A 22008-nucleotide genomic window follows, 5' to 3' on the forward strand; every position below is an offset into this window, starting at 1 on the left:
CATTCACTTAGGCGGGGTGAGGACGATCTTTCCCGCGTACTTTTTGGACAGGAAGGTTTCTTGCGCCGTGGCGATTTCGCTCAGTGGATACACTTTGCTGACCAAGGGTTTGATCTTCCCGGATTCCACGTAGTTGATCAGCGACTGGAATACCGCGTCGTCCTGCCAGGTGCAGCCGACCAAGGTCAGGTCCTTGAGGTAGACGGTGCGCAGATCGAGCTGCACCAATGGCCCGCCGATGGCGCCTGATACGGCGTAGCGGCCACCTTTGACCAGCACATCGAGCAGCTGGCTCCAATCACTGCCGCCTACCAGGTCGATCACCACGGTGACGGACTCCTTGCCCAGCGTCCTGACCAGATCACTTCCGCGAATCACCACCTCGTCCGCGCCAAGCCCGAGCACATCCTGCTTTTTGTCTTCGCTGGTGATGGCGATCACTTTCGCACCACGGCACTTGGCCAGCTGTACTGCGCCAGAGCCAACGCCGCCGCTTGCACCAGTGATCAGTACAATGTCCTTGCCCGTCACCTGGGCGCGTTGCATCAGTAGTTCTGAGGTGGAGTAAGAGCAAGGAATCGAGGCCAGTTCGATATCACTCCAGTCTGAACGTACCGGCCAGGTGTCGACCGAGGGTGCAACCGTATATTGGGCGAACGCACCGTTGCACTCCGATCCGTACGTCCAGCAGGCAAACGGCGCACCGTTCACTGGCCCTCGCAACATGTTCCGAACGATCACCCGCTCACCGATCCGCGCAGGATCGACACCTTCACCCACATTGACGATGATCCCGCAGCAGTCTGCACCCTGAATAAGCGGGAACTTCAACGGGGTGCCAGACCAGGACGCATCTTCGGCATCGCGGGTGAAATCGCCATTGGCGCTGGCGGCAGTATCCTGAGTGACGGATTTTGAGTACCAGCCGATTCGCGTATTCACATCGGTGTTGTTGACCGCCGCTGCGAGGACGCGAATGAGCACTTCGCCGTCTTTTGGCGCGGGTGTCGCGACGTCGGTGCGATACTCCAGCTTGTCGAGCCCTCCATGCCCGGTGAGCAAGACGGCATGCATGGTACTGGGGATTGGCTGCTGCATTACTTCGATCTCCTGAAACGTACAATGGGCTGCCTGGCATTACGCACAGCGAAGGTTGATCGGGGAGAGCGCCTGGCCCAGGACGGCATCGGACAACTTCTCCGCGATCATGATGGTTGGCGCGTTGGTGTTGCCTGTGGTCAAGGTCGGCATGATCGAAGCATCGATGACGCGCAAGCCGTCCAGTCCATGGACCTTGCCGTTTTCATCCGTCACCGCCATCTCGTCGAAGCCCATCATGCAGGTCCCCACGGGGTGGTAACCGCTGCCGGAGTTATCCCTGACCCAGTTTTCCAGTTCTGCGCGGGTTTTCATTTCAGTGACTTTGCCGAAGCCGCCTTTTCGCAGTTCATCCCAGGCAGACAGCCGGACCATTTCCCGGGTCATTTCAACACCGTCGGTGAGCGTCTTGATGTCGAAGGGATCGGTCAGGTAATTGAACTTTAGGGTTGGGGCCGCCTTCGGGTCTGCCGACTTCAATGTCACGCTGCCGCGGCTTTTGGGGTGCAGAATGCTGGTGAAGTATTGAAAACCTTCAGTGGCTGTCGACTTGCCCTGGTGGAACAAGCCGATCATCGGGAAGAACTCTTGTTGAATGTCCGGGCGATCGAGCCCGTCGCGGCTGCGCATGAAAGAGCCGACTTCAAAATAGTTGCTGGTGCCGAGCCCACGCTTGGCCAGTACCCACTTTGCACCGGTGACAATTCGGCCCACCGGTGAAAGCTGTTTAACGGGCGAAACATCGCGGTTAGTTGTGTATTGAATCGGCACGCCCAAGTGATCCAGCATATTCTGGCCGACACCTGGAAGATGATGAACCGACTTCACACCGTGCTCGGCGAGTTGCTGGCGGTCGCCCACGCCAGAAAGCATCAGCAAGTGCGGAGAGCCGATGGCGCCTGCGCACAGGATGACCTCACGGTTGGCTTCAGCCTGGAACGATTTGTCATTCACAGCGTACTGCAGCCCGATCGCCCGACGGCCGTTGAAGATGATCTTCTGGGCAAGGGCATTGGTGACCACCGTGAGGTTCTGGCGGTCGGCGGCAGGGTTCAGAAAGCTCGCAGCGGTGCTTTCCCGCACGCCTTTCCTGATGGTGGCTTGCACATAATGCACACCGTCTTGTTGCGCGGCGTTGTGGTCGCGTGAAAGCGGCAAGCCGAACTGTTGGCCTGCCTGAATGAACGCATCATAGAGCGGGCCTTTGGCCTCGCAGCGCTTGACATTGAGAGGCCCGCTGCCGCCGCGGTATTCGTTGGCACCACCCTCGAAACATTCCATGCGCTTGAAATAAGGCAAACAATGGGCGTAAGACCACTTCGCCAACCCTGCTTGCGCCCACGCATCATAGTCACGGTGATTGCCGCGGTTGAAGATCATGCCATTGATGGATGAACTTCCGCCGAGCACTTTTCCGCGGTGCTGAACATCGACTCGGCCATTGAGGCCGGGCTCGGGTTCCGACGAAAACATCCAGTTGTACCGCGTGGCTTCGAGGGGAAGCCCCATCGCTGCCGGCATCTTGATGATAACGTTGTTATCGCTAGGGCCGGCTTCGATCAATAGCACACGATTAGTGGGGTTGGCCGACAGTCGATTAGCCACCACGCAGCCAGCCGAGCCCGCGCCCACGATAATGTAATCGTAGGTTTTTTTCGCGTCGTTCATGTTCTACAACCTCGCTTTATATTTTTTATTGGCGTGCAAATGCCACAGCCATTGACTCAGCATGTTGCAACAACTGAACGATGCTTGAGTGGCAAGGCTTTAGTATTCACAAGTACTCTGACGTTAGTCCTGAAATAGTAAAAGTTGATGCCGTCGCTTCAATTCAAAATCGCACGCGTCTTGTTGGTGGTCAATAGCGGTCAGCGTGAGTCTGCCGCTGCGCCGTGCACGACGGCACATTTATGCGAAAATTTTGTCTTTTAATATCAATGACTTAGAAGTATGAGAATTTTTTGTATTTGTCGCTAACAGGACGTCAGAGGTCGTTTTAGGGATGGTTGCCAGTGACAAGTTATGCGCTGACGTGTTTGGTGTCGCTGCCTGTCGTGTTGAGGCATCGGCAGCAAGCACGTCACCGGCTCAGTGCCCGCCCACCTGTTTACGGATCGTTCGTAGCCGTGAGGGCGTCGTCTGGTAGGTGCGTTTGAACCATAGAATCAGGTGTGCACTGTCGGTGAATCCGCATTCGTGAGCGATCTGGGTGATCGAGCGGGTGCTGTTCAACACCATCCAGTGTGCGGCCTTGAGGCGGATCTGCCGCCAGTAGGCAGCTGGAGGTACATGCAGGTGCAGGTCAAACAACCGGCTCAGTTCGCGCTCGGACACGCCCACGGCAGAAGCGATGCTGGTTACCGACCCGGTCTCGTGCATGCGTTGGCGCATCAGGCCTACTGCGTTCACCACGCGCTGATCCGAGCAGTTCAGCCCGATCTCGTCGTCGGTAGCGCTGACCACCTGCATCTGGTCGTAACCTCGGTCGGCCATGAGGAAATGCAAGGTCTTGTCTGCCCTGACTTTTCCGCAGTGTTCAGTCACCAGGTGCATGGCCAGGTTGATGGCCGCCAGCCCCCCCGGGCAGGTGATGATCGCGTCCCGCACCACCGGCTCATCGGTCACTGGGATCGCACCTGGGTGCAACTGGCGCAACGCATCGGCCATCGAGAAGTGCACGGCACAGCGGCGGCCCTCGAGCAGCCCCATGCGGGCAAGTAGAAATTGCCCGGTGCACAGGCCGATCAGAGGGACTCCCGCGCTGATGGCTCGCTGGATGAAGTCGATGGTCGCGTCCGGAATCGGCTTGGCGGTGTGCAGGATGCCGCCGTGCACGACCACGTAGTCGTAATCGGCTGGATCGCCAAAGCGCTTGGTTGGCAGCATCGGGAACCCGCAACTCGCCGTGATGGGTTTTGCATCTTCGGCCAGAAGATCCCATGCGCAGTAGATCTGCCGGCTGTAATCACGCTCGTCCGCAGAGAGCCTCAAGAATTCCACGAAGCAGGAAAGCGACATCAGCGTGAAATCCGGCAAAGGGACGATGCCCACGCGCAGGGGGGGCTTGGCGTCTGGGGCTGGCCGGGTTGGCCCGAGGTAGGACTGATCGACGTGCATGATGCAGATGCCTCTGCTGAGATCTACTACGAATTTTCCTGAATCTACAATTACCGCCCTTGCAAAGCCACTATCCTCGTTCGAAATCGGTCCAAAGGCAGGAGCAAGGCGCGTGAAGATTTCCAAGATTTCGATCTACCAGGTTGCACTCCCTCTGCGGGAACCCTACAGCTGGTCGACCCAGACCTACACCGCGTTCGACAGCACCGTGGTGCTGGTCGAAACCGACAGTGGCCTCACCGGCGTCGGTGAGATCTGCCCCCTTGGCCCGTCTTACCTTCCTGCATTCGCAGCGGGCGCTCGCGCCGGGCTGGCTCAGCTCGCCCAAGGCCTCATTGGTGAAGACCCGTTGCAGATCGGCCGTATCAATCAGCGTATGGATGAGCTGCTCAAGGGACATCCCTATGCAAAATCGGCCATGGACATGGCCTGCTGGGACTTGCTGGGGAAAGCCACCGAGCAGCCAGTTTACAACTTGCTGGGCGGCTTGCTGACCGAGAACGTCACGCTGTTCAAGGTGATCAGCCGCGATACGCCGGACGTCATGGCCAGTAAGCTGGCAAGCTACCAGGATCAAGGTTTCCGCCAGTTCCAGATGAAGGTGGGGGCGAAGGCGAGTGACGACATCGAGCGTATTTTCGCGGTATCGGAAAACCTCAAGTCCGGAAATGTCCTGGCGGCGGACGCAAACACTGGCTGGAAGCAACATGAAGCCATCCGCGTCGTCAAGGCGATTCGCGATGTTGACATCTATGTCGAGCAACCCTGCCTTTCTTATGAGGAATGCCTGGCCGTTCGTAAAAGCACCAGCCATCCCATCATCCTCGATGAATGCATGGATGACCTGCGCGTATTGATGCGTGGCTACCAGGACAGTGCCATGGATGTGATCAACCTTAAAGTGAGCCGCGTCGGTGGGCTGACCAAAGCGCGCCAGTTCCGCGACCTTTGCGTGAGCCTGGGTATTGCGCTCACCATCGAGGATACCTGGGGTGGCGAGATCGCAACCTCGGCGTTGACGCACCTGGCACACTCGACGCCCAAAGGCTTCCACTTCCAGTCCTCGGCATTCCATGAGTACCACAGCGCGGCGATAGCTGACGGCGGCCCGGTCATCAAAGATGGCTACATGGTTGCCTCTGATGCACCTGGCCTGGGAGTCACGCCACGCATGGATGTACTCGGCCAGCCTCTTCAAGTGATTACTGGCTGAACAACGCGCTGTCACCTGTAACGGGGGGGCTTTGCAGCCCCCTTTGTTCGTTGGAGAACTTGTTATGCAGATCATCTCGAAAGACCAGATCGAGGCAGTGGCCGAATGGGGGGCGATCATCCAGGCACTGCATAATGGGCATTTGGGCGACCGCCCACAGAACGGCGAATTTTTTGTCGGGGATGCCGAGGCCGGACTTTTCAGCCGAGGTGTCGTGCTCGCGGGTGTTGGGGCGGGCGTCAAGATCGCTTCGATACGAGCAGGCAACGCCGCACGTACGCCGAGCCTGCCTAACGAGCACGCAGCCTTCTTATATATAGAAGAGCAAACCGGGGTCGTTGGCGCCTTTCTCGACGGCCCCGCCATTACCCAGCTGAAGACCGCAGCAGATTCGGCTCTCGCAGCCAGCCTGCTCAGCAGGGAAGACAGCGAGGTGTTACTGGTGCTCGGTGCTGGGCCCATTGCGCGGGCGCTGACTGAGGCCTACCTGCATGTTCGCCCGAAATTACGGCATATGTTGCTGTGGAACAGAACGCCGGCAAAGCTTGAGCACGCTGTTCAGCGTATTGCCAGCCTTGGGGTCGAGGTGTCGATTGTCGACGAGCTCGAGCAGGCGGTATCGCGGGCCGACATCATCGTCTCGGCGACTTCGACAGCAACGCCGTTGATTGCAGGCCGGTGCGTTCGTCCTGGCACTCATGTCGATCTGGTGGGTGGCTACAGGGCTGACATGCAGGAGGCCGACGTCGAACTGGTCGGCAAGGCGCGCATTTTTGCAGATGATCGCGCATCAGCGCTGGCATCAGGTGATCTGTGCATTCCTTTGAGCCAGGGTGTAATCGAAGCAGGTTCCATCGAGGCTGATCTGTTCGAATTGTGTCAGCGGGCCGATTTTTCACGATCATCTGCAGATATCACCCTATACAAGAATGCGGGCGGCGCGCACCTTGATCTGATTGTCAGCCGATACGTCCTCGCTGCTGTCAACGCATAGGCGTCGGGAACGATGGGCCGGTCCGCGTCGCCAAGCTTACCTGTGCGGCATCCCCTGCAGCTGAATGCTCTGCGTGCGTTCGAGGCAGCAGCCCGGCTTAGTGGCTTTGCTCAAGCAGCTGGCGAGCTCCAGGTCAGCCCAGGTGCGATCACTGCATTGATCAAGAAGATTGAGCAGCAATACGGTGCTGCACTGTTCGAGCGTCATGCTAATGGCGTGAGGCTTACACCGCTGGAGGAAACGCTAAGCCCATTGTTCACTCACGCATTCGATGCGCTCGAAACCTGTGCCCGGACGTTGCGTCATCGAGCCGCGCCAGTCGCTGGCAAAAAGGACGTTAGTCTGACCAGCTACCCCGATATTCACTCGGGCTCACCCCACACTGCTTGCGAAAAAACCGGCTGAAATACCCCACATCGGCAAACCTCAGTTCATGGGCATTCGCCTTCACGCTCGCATCCGCCCTCAAAGACTCTCAGGGTCGCCAAAGAACATTTGGACATCCATGCTAATCAACAAATTATGAGTGGGGAATTCAATTTGTACCCCCAGAAGTACCCATTTTTGCAGTGGTTACGATTGGACGATAGTGGACGCACTGAGGGGCGGTGTTGAACGTGATATCACTCTCCAAAGCGTGCCGGTTACGCCTTGGGCTCGTCCCAGTCGCTACGCGTCCCAGCAGTCAGCGCATCCCAGTCATCAGGAGGGTTGCCGCGGCCCAGCATCTTCTCGAATACGGCGTAGGGATCGGATTTGCTGCCTGCGGACCGTAGGGTATTTTCGTCGTTGACCCATGCATACACGATGACCTTGGACCTTGAATCGTAGCGAAAGAACAGCCGAAAGCGCCTGCCGATTTTTGCCCGACGCCAATGTCGGTAGGCGGTGCCCAGCGTGTTGCCTTGGCGGAACTCATCACGACCCGGGTCGGCAGGCACAGCCTCCATGATCAGATGGCTCAATGCCCGAAACAGCTTCACGTTGGCGTTGCCTTCAAAACCCTGAGGGTCGTTCTGCTCGGCCCGGACGGCTGCTTCTTGCAATTTGCGTAGCTGTAAAGTCACACCTTCATGGAACAACAGTGTCCAGCCATGTCGCACCATCAGATCGCGACCTCACCGTCGATCTCTTCGTCCAGGTTTACGGAGTGGTTTGCGTTGGCGAGCATGGTTTGCGTCAAATCCTCCGGCAGGGTGGTGAGGTTGCGTCCGCTTCGGATATCAGCCTCCAGCAAACCCAGGAATGCACCGATGGCAGGGTCTTCGTGGGTGGTTTCTACGCGACTGACTACGATTTCACCGCCGCGTACGTCGAATGCGATCTTGCCTCCAGTGTCTATTCCCAAAAGCTGGCGAACGGATTTGGGCAGTGTGACCTGCCCCTTCGAGGTCAACGTGGCGATTTCGTGGATGGCAGGCATGAGTGTTCTCCCGGGTATGGTGGGTGAATGGTAAGGAATAATCCTTACATGGTCAATCTTCGTCTTCTGCTCATCAAACGTAAGCGGGCAGGTGCTCAACAACTCCCTAGGATTACTTACTCTACCTACCGGCATCATTTTGCAGGTGGTCGAGCAACCTCTAGCGAGTGTTGCCGACTTGAGTGTTGTGCAGCAAGGGATATTTTATTCGTTGTTGAACGTGCGCCTGCTTCAACCCCAAGCGACTCAAGGGATTTTGATCCCCAACGCATTCAGCGATGGCGTATCCATCCGGCCATTGACTGTCAGCCCACTGTCCATCTGAAAGGCCATCAACGCACCACGCGTCGCTTTGCCCATCACCCCATCAATGGTGCCCTGGTAATACTGACGCACCATCAGCGCGGTCTGCACACGGGTGACCAGGTTACTTTTCTGCTCATTGGTCGCGCGGCTCTTTGAAGTGTTCGTGCTTGTCCCACGGGTAGTGCCAGACGACTGATAAAGGCTGTTGCTGCTCGGTGTGCTGCTCTGTGCACTCGATGGGCTGTAGCTTCGGGTACTGGTCGCGGGTGGACTGTAGTAGCGAGGTGCGCTATAGCCACCCGAGCCGCTGTAGTGAGAACTGTGCGAACTGTGGGACCGGTGTGAACTGTGCGAGCGATGCGCAGCATAGATGTTGACGGTGTCTGGCGCATTGAGCGTATCGGCAAAGACCGGGGGCTGTAGCTTGTCGTTGGGTTGCCATTTTGCATCGGCGAGCGGCGTAGGGACCACCTGTGCCAGGGTGGTACTTGCCATTGGCAGCAGGCTGATCCCACTGATCAGGACTTTCCAGCGGTCGAGCAATTTCACTGTGCACTCCTTGCATAGGCACTAAAGGCTTCGGTCGATAGTGGTTGTACGCCGCGGCTCTGCCAGCGGTCGGTATGGGATTTGAAAAAGCCAGAGCAATGTTTGACGGCGGCGCATTGTTGGCAGGTATCGATGAACAGGTTTTTCCAGTCCGAGATGCTCTGGCGGGCGAAGCGTGAGAGGCGGGCCGGGATCAGGCACAGGGGCAAGTTGTAGATCGAAACCGGCACCCCGCGGTTGAACAGGAAATACACGGCTTGGCTCAACGACTCCTGATAGTCCAGCGGGTCAATCCACAATTCTTCATAGTTCTTCCTGGCCAGGCCGGTACTTTCAATACCCATCAGCGCAACATGACGCACGAATGGCAGATTTCTGAACACGTAGTAGGCGAGCTCGGGCAAACGTGGCGTAGTCAGGCGATTGAGCACCACACGTATTTCGATGATTTGGTTGGCCCGCGCCAGGTTGTAAAGACCTTGCAGGGTTTCGCTTAACGCGCCTGGAGCCTGAACCACATGGTCATGGTCTTCGGCATTGTCGGCGTACAGCGGGATGCCCCAGCTCAGCTGAGGGTGGCCGATGGCAGAGAGCGCTGCGATCCAGCTCGGGTCTTGGAACAGGCGCCCGTTGCTGAGTACATGAATGGATTTCTGCGGCATAACGGCTTTGCACTTGGCCAGGATTTCCAGCAGGCCGTCGCGATAAAGCGTTGGTTCTCCGCCGCTGATTCCCAGATTCTCCTCGCCCGGGTCCATCAGGTCGATCAGCCTTAGGTTCTCCTCAATGTGCCAACGGTCATCAATATCTTTGGGCGGCTGCGAGCACATCAGACAGAGGCTGTTGCAACGATCGGTCATGAACAGCAGGTTGCTGTCTGAGCCTCGTCGATAGAGTACTCGCACCAACGTGTTGCCTGGCGTGATGGCAATGACATCGCCGGGCTGCACGACATCCGCATCTTTTGGTGTGTGGAGATAGGGTCGCGCGCTGTCGAAGTCGCCGATCAATGGTTCCGGGATCAGGAATCCACCCACTGGTAATGACAGTAGATGCGGGCTCCGTAGCCGTTCTTCGTTTGGCAGCCAAAGTAGCAGGTCACTTAACTCAGCGCTTCCGGCACAAACAGCCAGGCCTTGTTCGATGAACTCATCCAGCGTGATGACCTTGAGCAGTTTCGGCCCATTCAGGTGATGGATTTCGAAGTGAGTATCTTTGCGCAGCATCGCCATCAGCCCCTGTAACCCGGAAACCGAACATCGTTGTAAGAGCGCCTGTTCAACCAAGACAGAAGCACCCTCTGCACGTTATCGTCGCCATCGTAAAGCAGACCGAATAGATGCTTCAGAAGCCCCATGTTCTTCTTGCAGAAGCTGCTGAACACTCGGTGTCCGATCGGATCAGCTTGGCGGGCATAGTGCTCGATAGGGTCAGCGCCACAGTACGGGACAAGTGCGCAATCGGAGCAGCCCGGCAGCGTCTCTGCTACACCACTGGCGAGCAACGCATTCATAACTGGCGATGCGAGTAATTCCGATAAGGGTTGCTGCACCGTGCCGAGCCGCAAGCCGTCTTCACCCATTTCCAGCAGCATTCGGGCTTCGTCCGAGGGATAGACGTAGCCGTCATAGTTGTAAACCAGTGCTGCAGTGCCAGCGCCAGCAGGGGATCGCAGGTCTACATACCCGGAGGAGAAGGGTGTCAGGATATTTTTCAGCAGCAGGCTTGTGTAACTCTCTGAGAGGTATACGCCCTGCTGGTTGATGTGCAGCAAATAGGCCAGTGCTTTCTTGTAGAAGGCCAGGTATCGCTCAATAGGGTAATCAAGTCGATGGGCACTCTTGGTGGCAAACCCATAAGGGCTTAGAGGTCGAAGCGAGATGCTGGAGAAACCCTGGCTTACATACTCATCGATGATCGCTTCAGGTTGTTCGAGGCTTCTTGAAGTCAGCGTGGTCAGTGCGGAAACCGCATCATGGCCAAGGTGCTCACGGACCCACTGGATGCCTTTTACAGTGCGTTCGTAGGAGTTTCGTGACGGGGTGGGGCGGTTGGCATTGTGCAGGGGCGCGGGCCCATCGAGCGAGGTCGAAAACTGGATGCGATGTTGTTCTGCGAAGCCGAGTATTTCTTCCGTCAGGTGGTGCAGCGTGGTGGTGATGACGAACTGGATATCCCGTTGTTCGACCACGTTCCGTTCAACGATCCATTCGACGATCTGGCGGACGCGCTCGAAGGCCAGAAGCGGCTCGCCACCCTGAAACTCCACAGTCAGGGCGGGAGCGTTCGATTCGAACAGGCGATCGACCGCCGCTTGTGCATCCGCTTCCGATAGGTCGTGTCCGGACCCTCCCACAGGGGCCCGCGACACTTGGCAGTACTGACAGGTGTGGTTACAGCGCAATGTAACCACGAACAAGTGCAGTGCAGGCCCCTGGAAGAGGAAGTCCTTGCGGCTGCGATACTGCGCAGCCATTTCCGGGAACGGGTCGTGGCGGCCTGGTTCGTAGATGTAGTGGCGGGCCAGCAGGTCCTTGTAAAAAGGCGTACTTGCTTGAATGTCAAAGTAACTGAGGGCTCGTAATTGCGCGTCGTTCACGTGCATGTACTCACCGGTATCGGAGGTGAGCAGGATGTCACGGTCATTTCCCGTGTTCATGCGCATGAATCGAAAAGGCAGCAAGCGGTAGTGCTTGGCGTCTGTCGCAATCAATGTCACTGGGAAATCCCACATCCAGCGAGAGCGGCTCGGGCCAGGACTTCGCGCAACCCTACTGTTTCGCGGTTGATAAGGTCGCGTAGGGCGAAGTCGTTCAGATGTTGAAGGATCAGCGAGTGAGCCTGCTCCGGGGAAAGCGTTAGCCTCACTTCAGCGGGATGGGCCGTGAGGCTTATCTGATTGGCTTCAATGCCGACCTGAATCGTGACAGTGTCGGCCAGGGAATAAGCGGCGCGTTGCACCACGCTGAGCGGGTAGGCTGCGCTGTCGAGTTTCAGCGTGACTGGCCATGTCATCGGAACCGGTCCTTAAAATCCGTTAGGAACGTGTGGATTTTGCCGGTTGCCGAGGCATTATGCCATCATAATTTTTTACATTTGCACGCATTTGCCCAGCGTGGTGGGTGGTGCGTTCTCTAGGGATCGGTCATTGATATGGGTAGGGGCTCCACATCTCCCTCAGTGCATCCATCCTCATCAATAGCCCACTTGGCCCAAGGCTAGGGGCATCCTTTTCAATCAATCCAACGCATGCCCTCAGATGTGGCCCCACCCATGTAACAATCTACCGGAAGTGAATGGAGCTCAATGGTTTGTGGAAAGGCAGAAATGATCAGATAAACAGCCTAACCGGCGACGCCTAAAGACTATCAGGGTCCCCAAAAAACATCTGAATTCTGGACCTCAACCACCGCTCCGCCGGGTCATTGTCCTGCGCCCCGCGCCAGGCCATGTGCAGCTCGAAGCTGCGCACTTCCATCGGCAAGTCCTCGGCGCGCAGCCCGCCTGCCGCCGTCAAGGCATCGGCCGTATAATCCGGCACGGTCGCAACGATGTCTGTCCCCGCCAGCAAACTCCCCAGGCCGTTGAACTGCGGCACAGCCAGCACCACGTGGCGTTTGCGGCCGATTTCCTCCAGCGCCTCGTCGATGAAGCCCGACAGGTCCCCTGCGAACGACACCAGCGCGTGTGGGCGGCCACAGAAGTCATCAAGGGTGATGCTGCCTGGCACGCTGTCAGCGCGCAGCAACTTGGGCTTGCTGCGGCGCAACACCTTGCGCTTGGCGTTGGCCGGCAGCTCACTGGTATAGCTCACGCCTACCGAGATCTCGCCCGAGGCCAGCAAGGTCGGCATCAGCAGGTAATTGACCCGGCGCACCACCAGCACGATGCCTGGCGCCTCGGCGCGCACGCGCTTGAGCAATTGCGGCAGCAGGGCGAATTCAGCGTCGTCAGACAGACCAATGCGGAATACCGCATTGCTGGTGGCGGGGTCGAATTCGGCGGCGCGGCTGACGGCGGTGGAGATCGAGTCCAGGGCCGGCGACAGCAGGGCAAAGATTTCATGGGCCCGTGCCGACGGCTCCATGCTGCGGCCGGTGCGCACGAACAGCGGGTCATCGAACAGGTTGCGCAGGCGCGACAGCGCCGCGCTGATCGCCGGCTGGCCGAGGAACAGCTTTTCCGCGGCGCGGGTCACGCTACGCTCATGCATGAGGGTTTCGAACACGATCAGCAGGTTGAGGTCTACGCGACGCAGGTCGTTTCGATTCATCGGTGCGCTTCGCCTAAAGTGGGGCAGGGGTGAATCTTAAGGCCAAAGGCTGCTACCCTGCACCGATTTGTGGGGGCCAATGCACAGGAATGTGCGGTGCCCAATCGATGACAGGCATGTCGACTATTAATAGCCACTGATGGTCTAACGGCAAAAGCCCGGATAAAGTCCGTGGTAATACGAGATTCACAAAGGCGAGGTATGCGATGTCCCGCATGATCCGGTTCCATAAGTTCGGCGCTGCCGATGTGCTCCGTTGCGAGGAGCAGGCCGAACCGTCCCCAGCTGTCGGCGAGGTGCAGATCCGCGTCGAAGCGATCGGCGTGAGCTGGTACGACGTGCTTTGGCGGCAGAACCTGGCACCGTCCCAGGCACGCTTGCCGGCCGGGATCGGCCATGAGATGGCTGGCGTGGTGACGGCGGTGGGCGAGGGTGTCGAGGACATTGCGGTGGGCGACAAGGTCGCCAGCTTCCCGGCGACCAGTGCCAACGAACATCCGGTCTACGGCGAAGTCATCGTCCTGCCACGCAACGCGATCACTCGTTACCCGGACGTCCTCACCCCGATCGAAGCCAGTGTGCATTACACACCCTTGCTGATCGCCTACTTTGCCTACGTCGACCTGGCCCGGGCCAAGGCCGGCCAGACGGCGCTGGTAACCGATGCCAGCCACTGCGCCGGGCCTGCGTTCGTGCAGCTGGGCAAGGCCCTTGGCCTCAAGGTATTCGCCGCCACCAAGGAGCCAGAGCAGCGCGAATACCTGCTGGGCTTGGGCGCCGACAAGGTGATCGTCACCGAAGAGCAGGACTTGCTGATGCAGGTCGGCAAGTACACGGATGGCCGTGGCGTGGACATGGTCCTCGATGGTATGGGTGGGCCGCAGATGTCGCTGCTGGGCGATGTGCTCGCGCCACGTGGCAGCCTGGTGTTGTATGGCCTGCAGGGCGGCAACCAGACCCCGTTTCCGGCCTGTGCGGCGTTTCAGAAGAATATCCAGTTCTATGTGCACTGCATCGGCAACTTTACCGGCAAGCCGGAGCTGGGCATCAGCCAGGACCAGGTTGCCTTGCAGCGCGCCCTGCGAGATATCAACCAGTTCACCGCGGACCAATTGCTGACGCCGCAGATCATCAAGGTGTACCCGTTCGAGCAGGTGGTCGAAGCCCACCGGTATATGGATCAATGTCCTTGTGGGGGACGGGTGGTGCTGGATATGGCCAACGGTTGAAAGACTGCTCAAAGTAAAACCCGGGTAATATACTCGGGTTTTTTTTGATCTTTTTTGGGGTTTTCCTACACAATTTAAATGCGCGTCCTACATTCTGACTGCTGCATTGCTTGATCACAGGTAACAAGTGGCAATTAATTGTTAGTGGCTCTCAGTGCAAGCTGTGTTATCTACAATGTGAATGGTTTTTTTACCAAAATCTGTATCTTTTATTCGTCTGGCAACGCTTGATAATGGCGCAGTGATGGATGGCGCAAGGAGCGTGCAATGGATAAGAGAGGGGATTGCAGTGTGCGACAGGCGGCGTCTTCAGCGCCACGCAACTGCCGGTTTTTTTCAATGGCCTGGCGACAGAAACTCAGAACTTCAGTGTTTCCTAAAATTTTGTAGGAAGTTTCTTAAACCTAACTTCCGCATTCATTCCTCCTGTCGTTGTCAAGGATGCGGAAAATGACTGAAGTTGCGAGGTGGCGCATGACCATTATTCATGACCAGGCTATGCACTATATTTACCAGCAAGTTCTGGAGCGCTTGTTGAGCCATATGTCCCAAGCGCAACGGGCCTCCCTGCAATTGCTGATCCAGCGCCTGCTGGTGGCTGCCGGAGGTCCGGAATACATCGGTACGTTCCGGGTACTGGTCGTGCAGGGCGGTGACCACGCCAGCGCACGCCTGTTGGCAATGGTGCGCGCGGCCCAGTTGAGTATCGCGCTGCGCGCTCCGGTAACATTCCAGCTAAGGGTACTCGTGGTTTGCCTGCCGGTCGCCAGCAGTGCGCTACTGGAGCAGCATGAACGCAGTTTCAACACCTTGTTCATGCAGGATGATCCGCGGGTTCAGTTGCAGATGATCGATGCAGGGGCTGTGACGCCGTTCAGCCGCCGGCCCACAGCGGCGGCTGATTCCAGGGCTCTGGCCCGCGACGGCCTGCTGTTGTTCGGGCACCTCATCGATTCGCGCCCAGAAGCGTTGCTTGGCAGCCGCTTGCACCTGGAAGTGGCCGACAGTGTTCGGCTGGCGCTCGGTGGGCAGCCGAGGGCAGATGTACTGCTCACGGCCATGCCTGTAGGCCAACGGCGGCGTTATCTGGTCTGGGCCCGCAGGTCATTGCGTCTGGCGGGAGGAGGCGGGTCTGGCACCTTGCATCAGTGTGTGGCCGGTCTGGCCGAGCGGCTCGGTCGCCTGCAGCATGTTGCCGTTTTGCCCCAAGAGCTGCCAGACGATCTCGACCAGAGTCCGCTTGTCGATTCGCCGCTGAGGCTCATGGCGATCGATGATCTGCTGCCACAACTGCTGAGTGAAGGCGAATTGGACCGGATGATGGAGCTCGGCATGGAGCCTGCCCCGCAGGCCAAGCCGTTGGCTGCTTTTCTCGACACCTTGGCCTTCGAACAGTTGCAGGGTCTGCGTACGCGCTGCACGGCCCTTACCGGGAGTCGACGGACGCTGAGTCTGGTTGGTCAGCCTGGTCTGGGCGAGACGCAGGTGCCGCAGTCTCACATTGCCAAGGCCTATGGGCTGGAAAGAACCCAGCTGATGTGCTTGTTTCACAGCCCATTCGTCGATCACGGACGTGGTCTTGAGCGTTTTCTGCAGTGCTGCCACCCCGATATGTTGGTGGCCTTGCCTTACCTGCATCGGGCGCTGCAGGGCAAGGCATGTCCCGAGGCGGTCAAGCATTGGCTGACCAACACCAGCGGACTTTCGCTGACACAGTTGCGCACGATCTATGACAGCCGCGTGCAGTCCAGCGTGTGGCGCATGCTGGAAAGCCTGGCCAGGCGCGATGTACACCTGGCGCTGCTGTCGCGACGGCGCACTGCCGACCGGGTCGTGTGCGAGGCCTGCGCTGATGGGGCGTGAGTTTGCCTATCAAGCGGTTTATCGCTATTTGGAAGCGCTGGTCGAAGAAGCGCAGCGGGGAGGCCAGCTGCGTTTGCCCTCGTTGCGAGCATTGTCTCGACGACTGCGGGTGTCACTGTCCACCGTGCAAACGGCCTATGGGCTGCTTGAGCACGAAGGGCGTGTGCTGTCGGTGCCCAAGTCCGGCTACTTTGCCCAGGCCGTCGAATCCCATCGCTGCCCCGCGACGCCCATGCAGCCGTCGATCGAACGTGCGCTGCTTGCCCATGAGCGACGGCTGGCCCGCCAGCGGGCCCGCTCATTGTGCCTTCACAGCGCTGGGTCCACACGCTTGCGCAAGGCATTGGCAGAACGCTATACCCGCTCATCCCGGCAGTGCTGGCTGCCAGAAGATGTGCACTTGGCCCCCGATGTGCAGGCATTGCTGGAAACGTTGCTGGCGGCATTGGCGCTGCACGGCAGCACGGTGCTGGTCACGTCACCGTGCTGCTGGCGTCTGTGGCGTGCGCTGCAACGTGCAGGCGTGCAAATCCAGGAGCTGCCCTTGAATCACCTCGGCAGCCCCGACCTGGGGCGTCTTGCACGGGTGCTCGGGCAGGGGGTGGTGCGCATGGTGGTGATGCCGTCGTGCCTCGGCATGCCACTGGGGTTGTCGATGTCGCCAGAAGATCAACAGCAGATCGCGCGCCTGTTGGCGTTGCACCCTGTCTGGCTGCTGGAGAACGACCTGGACAGCGAGCACTGTTTCGCAGGGCCCGTGCGTTCGCGCTTGCGCGACTGGGTAGACCCCCATTGGCTGCTGGTGATGGGTTCGCTGGAAGCGGCAGTCGGTGCTGAGGCGCCGTACGCTTATGTACTCGGCCGACCCGCCGCCCTGGTGCAAACCTTTGCCCAGCGCGATTTCCAGCTCGCACCGTTGCGTCAACAGGCATTGGCGCAAATGCTCGGCATGGGTGAGATCGATGAACAGATGGGCAGGCAGCGCGTCGAGCTGCAGCGGCGCATGCAACTGTTGTGTCAGCAGTTGCAGCGGCACCTGGGAAGGCAGACTGCTTTCGCGATCCCTGAAGGCGGGCGGGTCGTATGGCTGCGGCTGGGCAAACGAGTACCCGCTCGGCGCATAGTTGCAGCGCTGGACGGCTCGGTCCTGCGTGTGGAACCGGGCGAGCAGTTCGGGGTGCAGGGGCGTTATCAGCAATACCTCGCGCTGAGCTGGGTGGATGATCAGCCAGAACCGCTGCAAGATGCGCTGTGCCTGTTGGCACAGGCGCTGAAGGTGGGCGGCGCGCACTGATGGCACAGGCTTCGGACAAGCAGGGTGGGTTGGTTTACCATGGCGCGATTGTCGAACATCAGGAGCCTAAGGCATGAGCAGCACGCACTTGCGCCAACCCGTCATCCAGGACGCCGAACGCTGTTACCAGATCGAAATCGGTGCGTATGAAGGGGATGAAGCCGCAACCCTGGAAAAAATTCGTACCCGTATTGCGCAATACCCCGAAGGTTTTCTCGTTCTTGAACTCGACGGCCAGATCGTGGGCTTCATCAACAGTGGCTGCGCTCACGAAGTGGTCATGTCCGACGAAGCATTCAAGGAACTGGTGGGCCATGATCCAGTTGCCCCCAATGTGGTGATCATGTCGGTGGTCGTCGACGCTGACTTTCAGGGCAGAGGCTATGCGAAAGTCCTGATGACTGCGTTTATCCAGCGGATGACAGCGCTCGACAAGCAGACCATTCACCTCATGTGCAAGAAGCAGCATGTCGAGTTGTACGGCAAGATGGGCTACCAATATGTGCGGCCGTCGCCCTCCGACCACGGCGGCATGGCCTGGCATGAAATGATCATGACGCTCTGACCGCGTCGTCATGCCATTGGTCGGCGCCTTGCCGACCTGACTTGTGGCGCTTGCCAGTACGGTATGTCTGTATGTATAAACAGTATCCGATTTTACTGCCTGCGCCCGCCTGTGATCGCCCATTCCGTCACTGACCCGTTGTATTACCTGCATAACTTCCGCCAGGTGCTGCTGTGGGTCGAACAGCGCTACGCCGATTTGCTCGACGCAGAAGAGCTGGCCTTCCTGCAGGCTTTTGCCGCGTTGCAGGCGCCCGCCCAGGCGCTGTTGGTGCGTATGGTGATGCGCAAGGGTGAGTTGTTTCGCAGCGACCGGCTCGACTATCCCGAAATCGGTGATACCCCCAGCGCCTTGCAGCCTTTGCAAGCCTTGGGATGGGTCCGCGAACCTGAGCAGTTGAGCCTGGAACAGCTGTTTGCCCTGCTGCGCAAGGATGAGCTTGCCTGCGGTTTTGCCGGGCAATTGAGCCGACCCCGCGCCTCCAAGGCCGACCTGCGCGTGCAGCTGCAATCGTTGGCACTGGGCCCAAGGCCGTTGTCCGAATGGTTTGCCCAGCCTCCGGTAAGCATCGTGCAATGGTGCCTGCAGCCGCTGTGCGACCGCATGCGCCTGCTGTTCTTCGGCAACCTGTATCAGGACTGGTCAGACTTCGTGCTGGCCGATCTCGGCCTGCTGCGCTTCGAGCAGGTGTCGTTCAGTTCCAGCTCGCGCGCCTTGCAGCAACGTAGCGAAGTCGACCTGGCCATGGCGTTGCACCAGTGCGCCGAGCGGCTGGAGCAGGGCGACGAACCGGCTTCGATTCTTGCCGCCCTGGCAGGCTGGCACAGTGACAACGCCTGGCTTGCCCGGCGCCATGCGCGCCTGCTGTTTGCCCTCGGCCAGCAGTGCGAGCGTCTCGGTGACTGGGACCAGGCGCTTGCGGTGTATGCCCAGTGCGGTCATGCGCAAGCACGCATCCGCCACGTGCGCGTGCTGGAGCGCAGCGAACGCTGGCCGCAGGCGCATGCACTGGCCCTGCAGGTCGCGCAAGCCCCCGCCAACGCTCTGGAAGTTCAGGCGCTGCAGCGCATGTTGCCGCGCTTGGCCCGCAAGCTCGGCGGGCCGCCACAGCCAAGGCGGCGCTCGGTTGCCGCGCAAGTGATCGAACTGGAGTTGCCGCACGAGCACGCCATGCTGGGTGTCGAAGAGGCTGTTCGGCAACACCTGGCGCAAGCGGGGGGGCAGGTGCATTACGTTGAAAATACGCTGCTCAACAGCCTGTTCGGCCTGCTGTGCTGGGAGGCGATCTTCGCCCCGGTCCCCGGTGCGTTCTTCAACCCATTTCAGTCCGCGCCCCAGGACTTGCACGATTGCGATTTCCAGCAGCGCCGCGCCGCTTACTTCGATGCTTGTCTGGGGCGGCTCGACGACGGTACGCATCATCAAGCCATTCTCGACTGCTATGCCGCCAAGCAAGGCCTGCAATCCCCCTTCGTGTTCTGGTCGATGCTCGATGAGAGCTTGCTCGCCCAGGCTTTGGCCTGCCTGCCGCCCGCGCACCTCAAGCAGTGTTTTCTGCGCTTGCTACAGGACATTCGCAACAATCGCGCAGGCATGCCCGACCTGATTCAGTTCTGGCCGGAGCAGGGGCGCTATCGCATGGTCGAGGTCAAGGGGCCGGGCGATCGGCTGCAAGACAACCAGTTGCGGTGGCTGGAATTCTGCGCCGAGCATGGCCTGCCCGTGGCGGTTTGCCACGTGCGCTGGAGCCTGGCGGCGTGAGTTACCGCGTAGCGGTGCGCGCGTTGTGCGAGTTCAGCGCCAAGGTCGGTGATCTGGACTTGCGCTTCACACCTTCACCTACAGCTCAGGAAGGTATCGAAGGGCATCGCCGGGTGGTGGCGCGGCGCGCAGCTGGCTACGAAGCGGAGGTGGCCCTTGAAGGCGACTATGAGGGCCTGCAGGTCCGTGGCCGCGCCGATGGTTATGATCCGTTGGCCAATCGCCTGGAAGAGATCAAGACCTACCGCGGCGACCTGGCCCGGCAACCGCCCAATCACCGTCAGCTGCACTGGGCCCAGGCCAAGGTGTACGCCTGGCTGATGTGCCAGGCGCGGCAATTGCCAGCCATCGAGGTGGCGCTGGTCTACCTGAACGTCGACAGCGACGGCCAGACGCTGCTCAGCGAGCATTACAGCGCCGATGAACTGCGAGTGTTCTTTGAAACCCAATGCCGGCGCTTTCTCGCCTGGGCCCAAGGGCAGGAGCAGCGGCTGGCGGCGCGCAATCACGGTCTGCAGGCGCTGGCGTTTCCCTACCCGCAGTTTCGCCAGGGGCAGCGGCAATTGGCCGAAACCTTGTACAAGGCGGTCAGCACCGGACGCTGCCTGATGGCTCAGGCCAGTACCGGCATCGGCAAGACCCTCGGCACCCTGTTCCCCTTGCTCAAGGCCATGGCGCCCCAGCAATTGGACAAAGTGTTCTTCCTCACCGCCAAGACCCCCGGCCGAGCACTGGCGCTGGACGCCCTGCAGCAGGTCACCAGGGCCACTGCGCAGCCAGCGCTGCGTACCCTGGAGCTGATTGCCCGCGACAGGGCCTGTGAGCACCCTGACAACGCTTGCCATGGCGAGTCCTGCCCCTTGGCTCAGGGTTTTTACGACCGTTTGCCCGCAGCGCGCGAGGCTGCTGCGCAGCTGCCAATACTGGACCGCGCAAGGCTGCGGGAGGTTGCCCTGGCACACCAGGTCTGCCCCTACTACCTGGGGCAGGAAATGGCGCGCTGGGTGGATGTACTGGTGGCTGACTATAACTACTACTTCGACGCCCACGCCCTGCTTTACAGCCTGACCCAGGCCAACCAATGGCGGGTTGCGGTGCTGGTGGACGAGGCGCATAACCTGGTGGAGCGTGGCCGCAGCATGTACACCGCCAGCCTCGACCAGGGCCAATTGCTCGCGTTGCGCCAAGCCAAGCCACAAGGGCTGGCCGGGGCGCTGGATCGGCTCAACCGCCAGTGGAATGCCCTGTACAAGGATCAGCAGGCGCCCTATCAAGCGACAGAGCGAGTACCGCAAGCGTTTGTGCGTGCGCTGCAACAATGCGTCGGGCTGATTCAGGAGCGCCTCAACGAAACGCCCACCCAAGTGGATGCGCAGACCTTGCAGTTCCTCTTCCAGGCGCTGCAGTTCAATCGTGTCGCCGAATTGTTCGACGAACACTTCCTGTTCGATGTGAGCCTGCGTAACGGCCCGCGCAAGCGGCGCCTTGCCACCCTGTGCTTGCGCAACGTCACCCCGGCACGGCTGCTGGCGCCGCGCATGCAAGCGGCGCGCAGCGTCACACTGTTCTCGGCGACACTGAGCCCACGGCATTTCTATACCGACTTGCTCGGCATGCCGGCCGACACCGCGTGGCTCGAAGTGGCGGCCCCCTTCAGTGCCGATCAGCTCGAAGTACGCATCGCCAGCCGGGTATCCACGCGCTATCGCGAGCGCCAGGGTTCGCTGGCCCCGATCGTTGCACTGATAGCGGAGCAGTATCAGCGCCAGCCGGGCAACTACCTGGCCTTCTTCAGCAGTTTCGAATACCTGCAGCAGGTCTACGCGCTGCTTTGCGAACGGCATCCGGCGATACCAACCTGGGCGCAGGCCCCAGGCATGGATGAGTCGGCGCGGGATGATTTTCTTGCGCGCTTTGCCGCTGATGGGCAGGGCATCGGGTTTGCCGTGCTCGGGGGCGCTTTCGGTGAGGGTGTGGACTTGCCCGGGACCCGCCTGATCGGTGCTTTCGTCGCCACCCTGGGCCTGCCGCAGGTGAACCCGGTCAACGAGCAATTCAAGCAACGCCTGGGGCGGCAGTTTGGCGCGGGTTTCGACTACGCCTACCTGTACCCCGGTGTGCGCAAGGTGATCCAGGCCGCAGGCCGGGTCATCCGTGGCGATCAGGACCGTGGCGTGCTGGTGCTGATCGATGAGCGGTTCGCCGAGCCGCGGGTGCAGCGGATGTTCCCCAGCTGGTGGCAGACGGCCAGCGAATAATCCGCGGCAGGCCCTTCGCATGGCCTTGCAACTCCCAGTACACTGCGCGTTCCAACTCCAACATC

18 protein-coding genes and 2 pseudogenes are annotated in these 22008 nt (G+C 59.6%); 9 read left to right on the forward strand and 11 right to left on the reverse strand.

Features of this window, described 5'->3' with window-relative positions:
- Positions 1–3: 3 nt before the first annotated feature.
- From ACIPZF_RS18090 to ACIPZF_RS18100, 3 genes are all read right to left on the reverse strand, one after another.
- Entirely contained in the window at positions 4–1098 is a 1095-nt protein-coding gene (locus ACIPZF_RS18090) for an alcohol dehydrogenase family protein (protein ID WP_400801765.1), read from the reverse strand.
- Between the two features lie 39 nt (positions 1099–1137).
- Entirely contained in the window at positions 1138–2766 is a 1629-nt protein-coding gene (locus ACIPZF_RS18095; RefSeq protein ID WP_400801766.1) for a choline dehydrogenase, read from the reverse strand.
- Between the two features lie 420 nt (positions 2767–3186).
- Positions 3187–4215, reverse strand: coding sequence for a GlxA family transcriptional regulator (locus ACIPZF_RS18100; protein ID WP_400801768.1), 1029 nt, complete (start codon positions 4213–4215; stop codon positions 3187–3189).
- Between the two features lie 112 nt (positions 4216–4327).
- Here ACIPZF_RS18100 and ACIPZF_RS18105 point away from each other — a divergent pair, with 112 nt between their 5' ends.
- From ACIPZF_RS18105 to ACIPZF_RS18115, 3 genes and pseudogenes are all read left to right on the forward strand, one after another.
- Positions 4328–5428: a cis-3-hydroxy-L-proline dehydratase gene (locus tag ACIPZF_RS18105; RefSeq protein ID WP_400801770.1), complete on the forward strand. Its 1101-nt coding sequence runs from the start codon at positions 4328–4330 to the stop codon at positions 5426–5428.
- 64 nt (positions 5429–5492) lie between these two features.
- Positions 5493–6422 (forward strand): ornithine cyclodeaminase family protein, encoded by a 930-nt coding sequence (locus ACIPZF_RS18110; protein WP_400801772.1) that lies wholly within the window; start codon positions 5493–5495, stop codon positions 6420–6422.
- A 12-nt stretch (positions 6423–6434) separates the two neighbouring features.
- Positions 6435–6641: pseudogene (locus ACIPZF_RS18115) on the forward strand (LysR family transcriptional regulator); the annotation flags it as partial.
- 118 nt (positions 6642–6759) lie between these two features.
- Here ACIPZF_RS18115 and ACIPZF_RS18120 read toward each other — a convergent pair.
- The 8 genes and pseudogenes from ACIPZF_RS18120 to ACIPZF_RS18155 form a co-directional block, all read right to left on the reverse strand.
- Positions 6760–6876, reverse strand: a pseudogene (locus ACIPZF_RS18120) (helix-turn-helix domain-containing protein); the annotation flags it as partial.
- 190 nt (positions 6877–7066) lie between these two features.
- Positions 7067–7528, reverse strand: a complete 462-nt coding sequence (locus tag ACIPZF_RS18125) for a type II toxin-antitoxin system YhaV family toxin (protein WP_400801774.1) — start codon at positions 7526–7528, stop codon at positions 7067–7069.
- Positions 7528–7845: a type II toxin-antitoxin system PrlF family antitoxin gene (locus ACIPZF_RS18130; RefSeq protein ID WP_400801776.1), complete on the reverse strand. Its 318-nt coding sequence runs from the start codon at positions 7843–7845 to the stop codon at positions 7528–7530. Before ACIPZF_RS18130 ends, ACIPZF_RS18125 begins: the two co-directional genes overlap by 1 nt.
- A 246-nt stretch (positions 7846–8091) precedes the next feature.
- Positions 8092–8700 (reverse strand): His-Xaa-Ser repeat protein HxsA, encoded by a 609-nt coding sequence (gene hxsA, locus ACIPZF_RS18135; RefSeq protein ID WP_400801777.1) that lies wholly within the window; start codon positions 8698–8700, stop codon positions 8092–8094.
- Positions 8697–9932 carry a His-Xaa-Ser system radical SAM maturase HxsC gene (gene hxsC, locus ACIPZF_RS18140; RefSeq protein WP_400801779.1) on the reverse strand — a complete coding sequence of 412 codons (1236 nt, stop codon included), beginning with the start codon at positions 9930–9932 and terminating at the stop codon, positions 8697–8699. The genes hxsA and hxsC overlap by 4 nt, the downstream gene beginning before the upstream one ends.
- Complete coding sequence (hxsB, locus tag ACIPZF_RS18145; protein ID WP_400801780.1) at positions 9932–11419, reverse strand: His-Xaa-Ser system radical SAM maturase HxsB; 1488 nt, start codon at positions 11417–11419, stop codon at positions 9932–9934. Before hxsB ends, hxsC begins: the two co-directional genes overlap by 1 nt.
- The gene (gene hxsD / locus ACIPZF_RS18150) at positions 11416–11715 is read right to left on the reverse strand and encodes a His-Xaa-Ser system protein HxsD (RefSeq protein WP_400801782.1); all 300 of its coding nucleotides are present in this window, start codon (positions 11713–11715) and stop codon (positions 11416–11418) included. The genes hxsB and hxsD overlap by 4 nt, the downstream gene beginning before the upstream one ends.
- Before the next feature lie 343 nt (positions 11716–12058).
- Positions 12059–12973, reverse strand: a complete 915-nt coding sequence (locus tag ACIPZF_RS18155; protein WP_400801784.1) for a LysR family transcriptional regulator — start codon at positions 12971–12973, stop codon at positions 12059–12061.
- Positions 12974–13179: 206 nt separating this feature from the next.
- On the opposite strand from ACIPZF_RS18155, the gene ACIPZF_RS18160 reads away from it, so the two are divergent.
- The 6 genes from ACIPZF_RS18160 (at position 13180) to ACIPZF_RS18185 (ending at position 21943) form a co-directional block, all read left to right on the forward strand.
- Complete coding sequence (locus tag ACIPZF_RS18160; protein WP_400801786.1) at positions 13180–14202, forward strand: zinc-dependent alcohol dehydrogenase family protein; 1023 nt, start codon at positions 13180–13182, stop codon at positions 14200–14202.
- A gap of 474 nt (positions 14203–14676) precedes the next feature.
- Positions 14677–16065: a hypothetical protein gene (locus ACIPZF_RS18165; RefSeq protein ID WP_400801787.1), complete on the forward strand. Its 1389-nt coding sequence runs from the start codon at positions 14677–14679 to the stop codon at positions 16063–16065.
- Entirely contained in the window at positions 16055–17359 is a 1305-nt protein-coding gene (locus ACIPZF_RS18170; protein ID WP_400801788.1) for an aminotransferase class I/II-fold pyridoxal phosphate-dependent enzyme, read from the forward strand. Before ACIPZF_RS18165 ends, ACIPZF_RS18170 begins: the two co-directional genes overlap by 11 nt.
- 73 nt (positions 17360–17432) lie before the next feature.
- Positions 17433–17924, forward strand: a complete 492-nt coding sequence (locus ACIPZF_RS18175) for a GNAT family N-acetyltransferase (RefSeq protein WP_400801790.1) — start codon at positions 17433–17435, stop codon at positions 17922–17924.
- 111 nt (positions 17925–18035) lie between these two features.
- Complete coding sequence (locus ACIPZF_RS18180; RefSeq protein ID WP_400801791.1) at positions 18036–19685, forward strand: VRR-NUC domain-containing protein; 1650 nt, start codon at positions 18036–18038, stop codon at positions 19683–19685.
- Entirely contained in the window at positions 19682–21943 is a 2262-nt protein-coding gene (locus ACIPZF_RS18185) for an ATP-dependent DNA helicase (protein WP_400801792.1), read from the forward strand. The genes ACIPZF_RS18180 and ACIPZF_RS18185 overlap by 4 nt, the downstream gene beginning before the upstream one ends.
- Positions 21944–22008: the final 65 nt, after the last annotated feature.

The organism is Pseudomonas sp. NPDC089752 (assembly GCF_044748725.1).
Classification (GTDB): Bacteria; Pseudomonadota; Gammaproteobacteria; order Pseudomonadales; family Pseudomonadaceae; genus Aquipseudomonas.

Excerpts from the sequence above, each read along its gene's own strand:
- ACIPZF_RS18090 (WP_400801765.1), bottom strand. The coding sequence starts at position 1,098 with ATGCAGCAGCCAATCCCCAGTACCATGCATGCCGTCTTGCTCACCGGG.
- ACIPZF_RS18095 (WP_400801766.1), bottom strand. The coding sequence starts at position 2,766 with ATGAACGACGCGAAAAAAACCTACGATTACATTATCGTGGGCGCGGGC.
- ACIPZF_RS18100 (WP_400801768.1), bottom strand. The coding sequence starts at position 4,215 with ATGCACGTCGATCAGTCCTACCTCGGGCCAACCCGGCCAGCCCCAGAC.
- ACIPZF_RS18110 (WP_400801772.1), top strand. The coding sequence starts at position 5,493 with ATGCAGATCATCTCGAAAGACCAGATCGAGGCAGTGGCCGAATGGGGG.
- ACIPZF_RS18125 (WP_400801774.1), bottom strand. The coding sequence starts at position 7,528 with ATGGTGCGACATGGCTGGACACTGTTGTTCCATGAAGGTGTGACTTTA.
- ACIPZF_RS18130 (WP_400801776.1), bottom strand. The coding sequence starts at position 7,845 with ATGCCTGCCATCCACGAAATCGCCACGTTGACCTCGAAGGGGCAGGTC.
- hxsC (WP_400801779.1), bottom strand. The coding sequence starts at position 9,932 with ATGGCGATGCTGCGCAAAGATACTCACTTCGAAATCCATCACCTGAAT.
- hxsD (WP_400801782.1), bottom strand. The coding sequence starts at position 11,715 with ATGACATGGCCAGTCACGCTGAAACTCGACAGCGCAGCCTACCCGCTC.
- ACIPZF_RS18155 (WP_400801784.1), bottom strand. The coding sequence starts at position 12,973 with ATGAATCGAAACGACCTGCGTCGCGTAGACCTCAACCTGCTGATCGTG.
- ACIPZF_RS18160 (WP_400801786.1), top strand. The coding sequence starts at position 13,180 with ATGTCCCGCATGATCCGGTTCCATAAGTTCGGCGCTGCCGATGTGCTC.
- ACIPZF_RS18165 (WP_400801787.1), top strand. The coding sequence starts at position 14,677 with ATGACCATTATTCATGACCAGGCTATGCACTATATTTACCAGCAAGTT.
- ACIPZF_RS18170 (WP_400801788.1), top strand. The coding sequence starts at position 16,055 with ATGGGGCGTGAGTTTGCCTATCAAGCGGTTTATCGCTATTTGGAAGCG.
- ACIPZF_RS18175 (WP_400801790.1), top strand. The coding sequence starts at position 17,433 with ATGAGCAGCACGCACTTGCGCCAACCCGTCATCCAGGACGCCGAACGC.